Origin of the sequence: Lentzea sp. NPDC059081, assembly GCF_042738015.1 — a bacterium.
Classification (GTDB): Bacteria; Actinomycetota; Actinomycetes; order Mycobacteriales; family Pseudonocardiaceae; genus Lentzea.
Genome location: NZ_JBHYGW010000007.1, coordinates 343,963 through 356,140, shown reverse-complemented (window position 1 = coordinate 356,140; position 12,178 = coordinate 343,963). Strand labels below are relative to the sequence as shown.

Genomic DNA, 12,178 nt, shown 5'->3' with positions numbered 1-12,178 from the left:
GAATGCGGCAGCCAGCTCATGGCACGCGCCGGTCAGGCGGACGTGTGAAGTGGTTCGAGAAACCAGGCGATGAGCTGAGTCCTGCTGGGCAGGTCGAGCTTGCGCTTGGCGTTGCGGACGTGGGTCTCGACCGTCCGGTCGGCGATGTCGAGATCGCGACCGATCTCGGCGTACCGCTTGCCTTGGGCAAGGTGCTCGACGATCTCGCGTTCTTTCGGCGTCAGCAGCTCTTCGCCGACCCGCATCCGGGTCATGTTGCCCACCGGCGTCAAGGCGAGGGTGAGCCCGTCGTCGATCGTGAGGGCTTCTCCGTCGCTGATGGCCCTTTCGAACCGATCGACTCCGAGGACGTGTCGGCCCTGTTTGCGGACCTGGCAGTCCACCTGCAGGAACGGCTGCATGTTCTGCACGCGTGTGGTGGAGTCCTGCTGGACGGTGTTCACGACGCCCAGGACCCGGCCAGCGAGTTCGTGGTCACCGAGCTTTCCGGCGCCGACCGCGATCAGCCAGGTGCTCCAGGTCAGCCCCCAGGTGTCGCCGAGTTGGCGCTGAGTCTGCAGAGCCTCCTGGGCCAGCGTGACGGCGCGGTACATGCTGCCGTGGGCGAGTTCGACCAGACCGCGTGCCCACGTCGCCCAGGTGATTGACCATTGTGCGCCGGAGTCGGTGGCCGAGGTCATCAACCGATCGCACAGCAGTAGTGCCTGCTCGCGTGTGCCCATGAACGCGACCGCGATTGCCCTGAACAAGGTCACCATGAACGTGTCGCCGGGGTTGCCGTCTAGCTGGAACGCACGCTCCGCGCGTTCCAGTGCTGGGAGTGTCTCGCGAGACAGCACCGGATCGCGTTCGCAGAGGAAGATCGACGTCGCAGACGCGTAGAGCAGCGCCGTGATGGTGTCCTGAAGGCCCATCGCAGCCGCGTCCCGCTCCGCGCGTTCCAGCAGCGGCCTGGCCACATCATGCTGCCCTTGCAGCAGCGTGATCCATGCGAGCAGCGAGATGGCTGTGATGAGCGTGGGGCTCGGCGGCCCAGCATTGGCCTGCAGGGCGAGCGTGAGCATCCGCCGGGCGTCGTTCATCTGACCGGCGAAGATGTGGCATCGCGTTCGGGTCAGGTTGATCGCCAGTTCGAGTCCTCGTATGCGCTGTTGCGGGTGCGCGAGATAGTGCCGCTGAGCGGCTTGCAAGTTTGGCAGGTTGGTCAGCAGGCGGTGCATCCACTCGACTTCGCCGCCGGTGAGCCACGACTCCGCGCCGCGGTGTGCGAGGTCGCTGAAGAAGTCGGCATGGTCCTGGCGAGCGCTCATCGACGACGCGTCCTCAGCCGCGTCGAGCAGTTCACGCCCGAACTGCCGGATCACGAACAGCATCTGGTAGCGGGTGGTGTCGTGCTGGTGAGCGACTCTCAACAGCGACTTGCGTACCAACTGGGATAGCAACGGCTGAACCTGAACACGGCTGATTCCCTGTCCGGCGGACACCGCTTGCGCGGCTGATAGGTCGAAGCCGCCATCGAACACGGTCATCACCATCCACATGCGCTGCTCGTCACGGCTGAGCAGCTTCTGCGACAGCTTGAGCATCGTGCGTAGCGTGCGGTGACGTGTCTCCTCTGCTGGTCCGTCAACGAGAAGATCGAGTAGGTCTGGGTGCTCGACGATCGAATGCAGGCTCATGACGTCGAGTTGGCTCGCTGCGAGTTCGATCGCGAGCGGAAGGCCATCGAGCATCCGGCACAGCCGGTTGGCTACAGGAAAGTCCGTCTCGGCGATTTCGATGCCGACAGCCCTGGCTCTGACGATCAGCAACCGCAGTGCCTCGTGCACCGTGGTGAGTGCGTTCGGATCAGCGGATTCCTCAGAGCCGGTGCATAGCGGTGGAACCTGGAGCAGGTGTTCGCCTTCGACACCAAGCCGGATTTGACTCGTCGCCAGCACTCTCAGATCGGGCGCCGCACGCAGCAGCCGGCGCAGCAGATGAGGGACGGGCCCGCTGCCAGGACGGTTGCCGACGAGGTGTTCGCAGTTGTCGAGCAGCAGCAGCGTCCGGCGAGACCGCAGGTACTCGGTGACCAGCGTCTCGGCGGGCACGGCCGAGTTCTCCCTAAGCCCGAACGCTTGCGCGATCACCGAGGCGAGCCGGTCCTCGCCGTCTAGGAGTTCAGCCAGGTGTACACGTCCACATTCGAATGGCTCGTCACCGGCCGCCGCCGCGTGCACGAGGCGCTCGGCGATACGCGTCTTACCGACACCACCCGGTCCCACGAATGTGAGCAGGCGGGTCGAAAGGAAGGCTTGACCGGCCTCTTCAAGAAACTTTTCCCGCCCGATGAGGCTTGTGAGCTCGCCCGGCAGCAAAGACTTGTCCATCGGGAGAGCCCGGTGTAGAGCAGGAACGGCGTAGCGCCCGGAGAGGCCCTCCCTGGGTAATGGCCGCTCGGTGGTCATCATGTTCTTCCCCCAGACACATTCTGTGCCGCGCCGCGCCGATGCGAGCGCAGATGGTGCCGGCCGCGGTGCGCGGTCCGGCCCCCTGGCGGGGATCGTGCTGACGCTCGTGTTGGCGGGTGGTCGGTTTCAGAACCGCCGCCCTTGGAACGGTCGCGCAAGTGACATGTTTCGTTCCCGGACAAAAAGGACGACACCTGTGATGCATCATGTATGAGAGTCGGCTGCCTCCCTGCAAACCGGCCTCAGGTGTCGTTCATGGCTCCCTTGACTGAACCTTTTTGCGGAAGTTGACCTCTGCAATCGGATGCCCACTCTGGAGCACTCGGCGCCTTTGGTGCAACCGTAGAACTACTGAATTCGCTACGGGACTTCGAATTAGGTCCGCGCTTGCCTGAGATGAGTCGCCATCGGGTAGTGCGTAGACGCCTCAGTAGGTGTTACCGAACGCCCTACTGAAGACAGCGCAGGCCCGGTACAGGCACGATGGGGTGAGTCCGGTCTGGGTGTGCGTTGTTCCGCCGGGCAACTGGGGAAAGGCTTCGAAGCGAGACGGGAGTAGCGGGGGAATGTCGACATTGGACACTAGCACCCTTGTCACTAATCAACCAGGCTATGGGAATCACGCCGCAGAGAAGGAACTGGCCGCTGCCGGCAAGGTGCATTTGGCGCAAGTGCCCCGCGGCATGCGGATCTGGGTGGTCACCGCCGGGGTGGAGGAAGTGAAAGATCTGCTGACTCACGAGCTTTTGAGTAAGGACTCCGACCTGCTCAAAAGCGTCATCCGCGCTCAGCTCGCCGAGACCGGCCAGGACGCCGAGGAAGTAGAGCTGTCCGGGATGTTCGGCAGGTCGATGATGTACTCGGACAACGAAGACCACAGCCGGCTCCGTGGCCTGGTGCAGAAGAGCTTCACTCCGTCGCAGGTCAACCGACTGAAGCCGCTGGTTGAGAGACTGACCGGCGAGTTGCTCGCCAGCCTGCCGCCCGAGGTGCCACTCGACCTGGTCAGCGAGTTCACCTACAAGCTCCCGATCACCGTGATCTGTGAGGTGCTCGGGCTGCCGGTCGAAGACCGCGAACAGGTCCACGAGTGGACCTCGGCGCTGGTGCTCGACGACCCGGAACGCACGATGCCTGCGTCACGGGCGATGGAGACCTATCTGGAGCAGCAGATCGCCAGGGTTCGACAGACTCCTGATGACGGCCTGATCTGCTCGCTGGTCAACGCCAGCGTCGACGGGGACATGCTCACAGCAGACGAGCTCATGGCACAACTGTTCCTTCTGGTGGTCGGCGGACACGAAACAACTTCAGGCCTGATCGCCAACACGATGTACGCGCTACTGGTGCAGTCCGAAAGGTGGCGCAGCGTCGTTGCCGACCCGGCATTGGCCCGCGCCGCCGTGGACGAGACGCTGCGATACGACGCCCCCACGAGGAACACGACGCACCGAGTCACCCTCGCACCCATGAGCATCGGTGACACTGTCGTGCCGAAGAACGCCATCGTCATGGCGTCTCTCAGTGCGGCCGGACGCGATGCCGGCAGCACTGCCGATCGCCCTGACGAGTTCGACCTGCACCGAGCCGACCGCCGGCACCTCGCGTTCGGCCACGGACCTCACAACTGCCTGGGTCGGAACCTGGCACTGCTACAAGCGGTAGCCGCCGTGACCGGGCTGGCCGCCCGGTTCCCGAATGCACGGCTGCTAGACACCACGCCGCCGCGCATGGATGCCTCGATCGTCGGTGGCGTCGCCAAACTGCCGGTGATGTTGCAGTAGAAGTGCTCGCAGCTACCAAGTGCGACGCGGTCTCAGCGCTGCTTGTGTTCCTTGATCCAGGTGGTCAGGCCAACTCGGGACCCCTCAGGTAGCTCCGCGAGGCGATACGCGGTGAGCACATGACTCTCGACTGTCCGTCGGGCAATGCCGAGCGAGACGGCGATCTGCCGATTCGTCAGGCCCTGCGCTACCAGTTGCGCGACCACCCATGGCCTCTCGGTCCAACCGGGTGGCAGAGCGTCGTGCGACGCGGCTGAGTTCGGCTGCGTCGCACGTTCGGGGAACTTTCGTTCCAGGGCAAGCGCGATCGCCTCATCCATGTTGCGCACCATCTCGCCGTCACAGAGTGCCTGGCCGAATTCCTTTCCGGGCAGGCGCTTCTTCAGCCGTGCGATGGTCTCGTTGCGGAAGCGCGTGTGTGGAACGTGAGTGCTGATGCTGATGCCCGTGAGCCGCTCGAGCTCGTATGAAGCGCCGATAAGGCTCGCGGCGAAGAGTGCGTCGTCGTGGCTCAGGTCGGGATCCTGGCCCAATGCCCAGCCCAGCACGGGAACCCCGAATGCCGGTCCCCAGCTGTCGTCCATCTCTCGCTGCTGACGCAGGCTCTCGATGACCATTTCGGTGCCGGTCGCCAGATCGCCCATGCGGATCTGGGCGATCCCCGTGGCCCATATCGCCCAGCTGGTCGCCCATGGAGCTCCGGTTTGGGTGCATTCCGCCAGGAAGTTCTGCGTGAAGTGCAGTGCTTCTGTCCGACCGGAAGGGGTGCCCTTCCCGTCCAGCAGCAACGCGGCGCTGAGAGCAATCAGCATCACCGCCATGTTCCGGTCACCGACGAACGCCTCACCGAGGTCATCGAACTCGGCCACCGCCTGCTGGAAGACCGGGACCACCTCATCGGTGGTGGCGTCATTGAAATGTAGGTAGCAGCCTCGGATGAACGTCAGAGCCGGTGCGGGCCCGTCAAGCTGCTCGGCGATCGTCGCGGCCGCATCGATCGCCGCGGCGATCTCCCGCGGATCGGCGCCCATGCACCGCGCGACGAATGCGTCCATCACGATCGCGCCCAGGTACAGCGGGGAGATCCGCTGGTCCGCAGGTGTGGCGTCCATCGCGGCCCTCAACCAGATTCGGGCCTCGTCCAGCTTGCCGGTGAAGAAGAAGAAGCGGCACCGGCTGAGGCTGACGGCGATGACGAGCGCGATGCCTGCGGTCCCGGGGGACTGGATCGCGGTGTCCATCGCTGACCGGAGGTTCGCGAGATCGGCGTCGAGGCGACGCATGATGGCGACTTCGTCTTCGTTCACCCAGTTTTCGGCGGCATACACCGCCATCGTCATGAAGTGATCGAGGTAGCGCTCCTGCAGCACACCTTCCTCACCGGACTCCCGCAGCCTCTCAGCGGCGAACTGCTGCATGGGGGTGAGGAACTCGTAGCGGTCGTCCTTGTGGGAACGCACGATTGCCGACTTGTGCACCAGGTCGGCCAGCACGACGCTGATCTCCTCCACTGGCAGCCGCTCGTCGGCGCAGACCGCTTCCGCTGCCTCAAGCGTGAATCCGCCCGTGAAAACCGACAGCCGTTCCCACAGCAGCCGGCTCGGCGGGCTGTACAGGTCGTACCCCCACTTGATCATCAGGTCGTTGGACTGGTGGTAGCGAAGTCCGGAGCGGTTGCGGCTGAGGTGTTTCGTGCTCGTAGGCAGCCGCGCCACGAGATCTCGAACCGACATCAGCTCCAGAGGAGGCACAGCCAGCTCGATCGTCATCGGGATCCCCGCCGTCCACCGAAGGAGAGCCAGCACATCCGGCCAGTTCTCGTCCGTGATCTTGAAGCTCGGGGCTTTGCGCGCCGCCCGGTCGAGCAGCAACTGCATCGCCTCGGACTTCCTGGCGGTCGCCAGGTCGCTGCTTGTAGGCAACTCCAGCGGCGTGATTCGCCGGGTCCTTTCGCCGTGGATGTCCAGCGGCTCACGTGAAGTGGCCAGCACGTGCAAGGACGGAGCACCCTCCAGCAGGTCAGCGATGATTGGCGCGACGTCATCGACCAGGTGCTCACAGTTGTCTACGATCAGCAGCAGCTCGCCGTAGTCGATCAGCACGTCGATCAGCGCGTCGATCGAGTTGGGAATGGACTGATCCCGACCGGTCACCAGCCTGGCCAGTTCTGGGATCAGCAGATCTTTCTTGGTCAGTGGCCTGAGCTCGACGAGTCGCACGTCGGTGTACAGGTCCTGGTTTCGCCTGGCGAGCTCCAACGCCAACGTGGTCTTGCCGGCACCGCCCACGCCGGTCAGAGTCAGCTGGCGTGTCTGCGTGAGCATGATCGCTAGATCTGCCAGAAGAGATTCGCGGCCGATGAATGTCGACACCGGGGCTGGCAGCCGTAGTTGTGCCGCAATTTCCCCTCGCGCACCAGGCATTATCCCAAACTACCGACATCAGGGTCTGGCGTGCTGGACGTTTCGCTGAGTTCTCTGCCCGCCAGACGGCCGATCTACGACGCCTGGGATGACTCAGCCGAAGCTCAAAGCCACCCCACCGGCATGTTCCGCGGCGGCTGCAACGGCCGGTACAGCACCGCCGGCGAGGCGCTGGGGCGTGCACGCTGCACCACCGCCACTCGGCGAACAGCCAGCACGATCAATGTCCTCCCTGACGCGTTCGTCTCCCAAACGGCACCGTGGATCAGCAGCGCTGTGCGGCGCTTAGATAGACCTGCGGCCGCCTTCTTACCTTCGAAGCACGGCTTCAGCGGTCGAACGCGGACGGTGCGTCATGGCGAAGATGAGCCGGATGTCGGTCGGCCGTGTGCGCTCGAGGCGCGAGCAGACCGACGTGAGGTCGAGCGCCAGTGCTTCACGCAGCGCATCGCCAGCGGGATCGCCATCGCGACCACGAACAGCCGCAGGCACTGCGCGGTGGAGATCACGGTCATGTCGGATCCGGCCGAGGCCGTCACGGCGAGTACGGCGGTGATGCCGCCCGGCGTGGTCGCCAGATAGGCGTCGATGATGCCCACACCGGTCGCCGCGCTGAACACCCACGCGATCCCGCCGCACGCTGCGCAGACGGAGATGATCGCCGCCAGCAGGTACGGAAGAACAGCGAACGTGCGGCGAAGGCGTGCGCGGCTGAAATGGAACCCGACCTCCAACCCGGTCATGACCAGCGCGGTGTCTCGGAGCAGACCTGCCGGCGCGAAACCTGCGGACGTCTCGGTGAACACGACCACCATGGTGAGCACCGCTGATCCGAGCAACGCGGGTGCGGGCAACCTCAGCTTGGAGCCGAGCTGCGAGCCCAACACGCACACCGCGGCGAGTACGAGCAGCGGCGCGGCACCGTCCGGCCGCTGTACGAACGGAGCCAGATCCGGCAGCCTGTAGGAAGGCGCCGCCGCAGTTGGTGCCCGTGTGTCAGGAGCGGCTGCGAGCACGAGCAGCGGCGCCGTCAGCGCGACCAGTGCGACTCGCAGGTACTGGGCGACAGCCACCTGCCACCGATCGGCTCCGAGCTCGGCCGCGCTTGCGATGATCGAGGCGGAACCTCCTGGCGCCAGCCCGAGTACGGCGTCGAGCGTGGCGACCGTCGAGACGCGCGCCAGCAACAAGGCGATCAGCGCGCACAGGCCGATCGTGGTGACGGTGGCGATCAGCGAAGCCATCGTGACGCTGGCCGCGTGATCGAACGTCTCGGGATGCAGATAGCTGGCCATGAGCACGCCGATCAACGCGTGGCAGGCTCTAGTTTGCCCTTTCGGCGCCGCGGGCTCGGCCTTGCTCAGTGCGGCCGTGACCGCTCCGACCGCCGTGGCGATCACAAGCTGGGGAGAAGGCAGACCGACGGCCTCGCCCGCGCGGGCGAGAACAAGGCTGACAAACGTGAGTCCGAGCCATACCGCGACGCGTGCGATCCGCCGCGACGCTGTTTGCAGCGTGGAACGATCCATGGATCATTCCCTCGAGTTGATGGGCGGTGTGCCAGCGCGTAGGCACGGCACCGCAGCCCGTCGAGCACCTAACACGATCGACGTCCTCCCCGACGCGTTCGTCCCCCAAGCTCGGCAGGGTAGATCGGTGAGGCCAGTCAGCGCTGAGGGAAATCACGGGCGTCGACGAGCAGGACCGGAGCATGAGGCCTTTGCCATCAGGCCGCGGCCGTCCAGACAGATGACGTGACGGGGGGAGCGGCGGCTCACATGTCGTCGCGAAGCAGCTTGGTGTCGACTTTCCTGCATGGGAACGTCGTGCAGCGTGCCGGTGCCATCTGCGACGACCGCCCAGTCCCGCGTGCGGGCGACGACGGTGTGCACGGCCGCCGCCGTGAGCCCGGCATCCTCGTCGGCCGTAGCGGTCAGGAAGCGCCGTTGCACTTGGCCGTGCTGTTCCATGGCGTCGGGAGCCACGATGGGCAGGTCGAGCCGCACATCGATCGCGTGATTCGCTGTGTCAGGAACTCGCGCGCAGGCCGCAGCCAACGCCGCGGCTGGAACAACGAAAGGGCGCGATGTGACGCATCACCTCGAACACGACCACGTTCCGACGGCTCACCGCCGAACAGGTCCTTCCAGCCTTGAAACCCGCTCTGACAGACCACGGGCACTGCGCCGAGTCGTTGGACAGTGATGGTGGGGTGATTCTTGGCTGCCCGCACCAGCTCCCGGTAGCGATAGCGGCCTTGAGGGCCTTGTAATGGTTCGCCCTCCACAGGGCAGGCGGGGAACACGTTGGGGGACCGGTCACTTCCTCGTCCAGGCCTCACCAACGGTTTTACGAGATCGACTGCCAGGAAATCGTGCGGTCTCCGGTGCGGAGCGACCGAATCCGTTTGTGCAGCTCGTGTCTGGCTGCACTCGATGTTGAAGCAAGACGTACGTAGGCCGACAGCGAGTGGAGCTCGGTGATGTCGCGAAACACAGTCCAGCCCGGCCACGAGGTCAGGTCCTGGCCGTACGCGGCGAGGAACATCGCTCGACGGGCTTCGGGCTCCTGGAAGTGATCCGGAAGCCCAGAAACCAGGTCGAGCTCGCGCGGACCTGTACAGACATGGTCGAAATCGATCAGCAGCCAACGGCCGGCGTCGAGGATTACGTTCTCGGCGTGCACGTCGGCGTGCACGAGCCCGGTGCCGAGCGGGGTGTCCATGCCGGTGAACTGTTCAATCAGCCGGTCCGCCTGGTCCGCAAGCCACTGCGCGTCGTGTGAAGCCAGGATGGGCTCAGTCCGCTCGCCGTCGATGAGCAGCGCTTCGCGGAGGCGGTGAAGCGGGCGGTAGGGCGGGATGGCGAACGGTGGTGTGGGCTGCTGGTGCAACTTCTTCAGCAGCTGGCCGAGGTCTGTCGGTGAAACCGTGATGCCGGTCGGCCGATACGGCCAGAACGTTGCCACTGCGGCGTCTGTGGTGATTGGTTGGTTTCCTGGTGTCGGGGAGAGCGCAGTTGGATTCGGCTGCGTTGCCAGCCAGCGAGTCACCTCGATCACCGTTGCGGCTCTTTGCTGTCGCAGTGAGGTTGCCGGTGCCAGCCGGACCACGATCTGCTCGTGTGGGAGCAGGTAGATGGCGTTGGACCTGGAGTGCAGCAGCCGCGCATCCGCGGCGTTGGCGCCGTACACATCGCATGCCCGTTGGAGCTGGTCCAAGCCGGGCAGACTCGAATCTCGGTGCGACGTCACGTGGTCGCGACTGTCTGGGCGATCTGAGCGCGCAGCTCGGCGACGTCCGGGTGATTGGCGAACATCCCTGCGGTCTTGGAGAGCTTGGTGAGCCGTGTGTAGGCACGTCTCGAGGACAACCCGCTGATAGCGGTGATCGCGGCCAAGCCCGTTCGCACACCCGCCTGCACGTCACCAGCGTAGAAGTAGCAGGTGGCCAGGCCGGGCAGGTTCAGCGCACGGGACCGGGTGTAGGTGGTGCCGTACCCGGAGACTGCGGTGTGCAGGTGCTCGATTGCCTCGGCCGCGTTGGCGCGGTCGGTATGGGAGAGAAGGAACAGAGCATGGCCGCGCTGTGCCGCGATCTCGGCTGGCACCAGGTGGGAAGCCCACGTCGGTGCGGCGGTCAGGTCTGCGTTGAGGTAGCTCTGCTGGGCGCTGTCCATTTCGCGCCGGCACGCGTCGGCCTGCCCTTGGGCGCCGCGGCACCAGGCCATGTTGGTCGACAGGTAGCTGCGTGTGCTGTCGCTGATCGGATAGTCGTGGCTGTCCGCCACCATCCTTGCCAGCTGGACCAGCTTTAGCGCCTCACCGTACTCGTCCAAGTGAAGCGCTTGGTGTGCCATGTCGAGGTACACGTCGACGGCGAGATCCGCAGTGCGCGGATCCTGCACGGTTCGGGCCTGGTTCAGTGCAAAGAGCCACAGACGCCTTGCGTCGTCGTGCTCTTCGACGTCATAGCTCATCCAGGCTGCGGTCATCGCTATCTCGGCGACGGCCAGTTGGAGAGACGCGCGGACCTGGTCAGTGCAGCGGACGTCCTTCAGCCGCAGCACGTGGCGTAGATGTTCCTTCGCGGCCGCGCGGAGTAGCCCTCCGCCGTGCTTGTGATCGGAGTTTCGGAACATCGCTGTGGCGTCGGTGATCGCTTGCACGTCGTTAGCACCGATGCGCTGAGGGATGGCCGGGTTGTCGTGCTCGGGGTGCAGCCATGTCAGCCGGTCCAGCCCTGGAAAGGTATTGGCTCCCAGGGTGATTGCTACGACGGTGTGCACGAAGTTGCGGCGGTCCATCATCCAACCCACCTCCTCGCCGGACTTCGCGTTCGCGTCGGCTACGAACCCCAGCAATTCAGCGGGGATCCGCAACGCCGTGGTGATGCGAATGATGATGTGCAGGTACCGCAACCGTAGCTTGCGGTTCTCGACCTCGGAAATCCTCTTCTGAGGCAGGTCGACCAGCTCCCCGAGCGCTTCCTGCGTCAGGTGGAAGTCAGCTCGGAGACGACGGAACACGATGCCGAAGTCGTGGGAGGCGAGGGCCTTCCGAAGGACAGGCTGGTGGTAGTACCACGAAGGCACCTCAAACCGGCCGGACAATGGGTCACGATCGTCGAAGCGTTCGCCGGGGTGGGCGGTCATAGTCTGTCCGCAAGCCTGTCTGCAGTGGTCAAGTACGTAGCGCCCGACGCATCTTCATTGGTGTGGATCACTGCGTGCGCGCGTGCTGAACCTCTATCTGATCAAACTGTTTGGCACCATCCTAACGAAGGATATCCCAGGTCAGGATGGTGCGGTCAAGTCACTCGGGCCACGATTGGCGCCCATGACGAAGATGGTCGTCTTGCCCCAAACGCCTGGTGGTGTGCCAGCCCGTGAGGCGGTTCTGAGGTCTCACGCCGGGCCTTCCATGCTCGGGGTCAGGACGGCGCGCCGGGCACGACGCGCCGCAATGGTGAAACGTCAACTCGGTGGGAACGGCGTGAGCGTGGCGGACGCAGCAGTGCGGCGTTCGCGGAGTTTCGCGTACGTCGTGGTGGTGGTCTTGGCCGCCGGTTTCGTCTTCTCGCTAGCTGCAACGTCGCCCCTGGTGACCCGGCCATCCGTGGTACCGATGGTTGGCCTGCTTGTGTCGCGTCCAGCGGTGGCACTTGAGAGCGGCGTGTGCAGCTTGCGCTGGGAAGCCGCAGTGGTCGTTCCCAGGCCTCGCTCGCCTGTGTGCGAGAGCACCGGTGGTTGATGGGCATGGATCGCGCCACCAATCGGTGCGTTCCGGAAAGCCGGCGTGCACCGACCAGGGATGCGCCCGTGGTCGACGAAACCACTCGTCGCCTGAGACCTCTCTTGAGTCACCTTCGGCGACGAGTAATGCCGCCGCAGAAGCGCAAGCTGCGGCGGCAGCGGGGGGGGGGGGGGGGAAGGGAAAAAAAAAAAGACAACGACCCCCCCACCCCACCGTCAAAAAAAACCCAAAACCCGAGGGGAGGAGGGCCAACGACGAACAAAAA

The 12,178-nt window shown here is 64.8% G+C and carries 7 protein-coding genes; 1 reads left to right on the top strand and 6 read right to left on the bottom strand.

The genetic code is table 11. From position 1 onward, the window contains the following. Window positions 1-32: 32 nt before the first annotated feature. Entirely contained in the window at window positions 33-2,372 is a 2,340-nt protein-coding gene (locus ACFWV3_RS19315; protein ID WP_382412744.1) for an ATP-binding protein, read from the bottom strand. A gap of 647 nt (window positions 2,373-3,019) precedes the next feature. On the opposite strand from ACFWV3_RS19315, the gene ACFWV3_RS19310 reads away from it, so the two are divergent. After that, window positions 3,020-4,237, top strand: a complete 1,218-nt coding sequence (locus ACFWV3_RS19310) for a cytochrome P450 (protein WP_382412743.1) — start codon at window positions 3,020-3,022, stop codon at window positions 4,235-4,237. A gap of 32 nt (window positions 4,238-4,269) precedes the next feature. Here ACFWV3_RS19310 and ACFWV3_RS19305 read toward each other — a convergent pair whose 3' ends face one another. From ACFWV3_RS19305 to ACFWV3_RS19285, 5 genes are all read right to left on the bottom strand, one after another. Beyond that, on the bottom strand, window positions 4,270-6,609 hold the full coding sequence (locus tag ACFWV3_RS19305) for an ATP-binding protein (protein ID WP_382412742.1): 2,340 nt from the start codon (window positions 6,607-6,609) through the stop codon (window positions 4,270-4,272). A 404-nt stretch (window positions 6,610-7,013) separates the two neighbouring features. After that, window positions 7,014-8,189 (bottom strand): AbrB family transcriptional regulator, encoded by a 1,176-nt coding sequence (locus ACFWV3_RS19300; protein WP_382412741.1) that lies wholly within the window; start codon window positions 8,187-8,189, stop codon window positions 7,014-7,016. 153 nt (window positions 8,190-8,342) lie between these two features. After that, on the bottom strand, window positions 8,343-8,666 hold the full coding sequence (locus ACFWV3_RS19295; protein ID WP_382412740.1) for a hypothetical protein: 324 nt from the start codon (window positions 8,664-8,666) through the stop codon (window positions 8,343-8,345). A gap of 343 nt (window positions 8,667-9,009) precedes the next feature. After that, window positions 9,010-9,879, bottom strand: coding sequence for a phosphotransferase enzyme family protein (locus ACFWV3_RS19290; protein WP_382412739.1), 870 nt, complete (start codon window positions 9,877-9,879; stop codon window positions 9,010-9,012). Between the two features lie 29 nt (window positions 9,880-9,908). Next, window positions 9,909-11,312, bottom strand: coding sequence for a helix-turn-helix domain-containing protein (locus ACFWV3_RS19285; RefSeq protein ID WP_382412738.1), 1,404 nt, complete (start codon window positions 11,310-11,312; stop codon window positions 9,909-9,911). Window positions 11,313-12,178: the final 866 nt, after the last annotated feature.

Excerpts from the sequence above, each read along its gene's own strand:
- ACFWV3_RS19315 (WP_382412744.1), bottom strand. The coding sequence starts at position 2,372 with ATGGACAAGTCTTTGCTGCCGGGCGAGCTCACAAGCCTCATCGGGCGG.
- ACFWV3_RS19310 (WP_382412743.1), top strand. The coding sequence starts at position 3,020 with ATGTCGACATTGGACACTAGCACCCTTGTCACTAATCAACCAGGCTAT.
- ACFWV3_RS19300 (WP_382412741.1), bottom strand. The coding sequence starts at position 8,189 with ATGGATCGTTCCACGCTGCAAACAGCGTCGCGGCGGATCGCACGCGTC.
- ACFWV3_RS19285 (WP_382412738.1), bottom strand. The coding sequence starts at position 11,312 with ATGACCGCCCACCCCGGCGAACGCTTCGACGATCGTGACCCATTGTCC.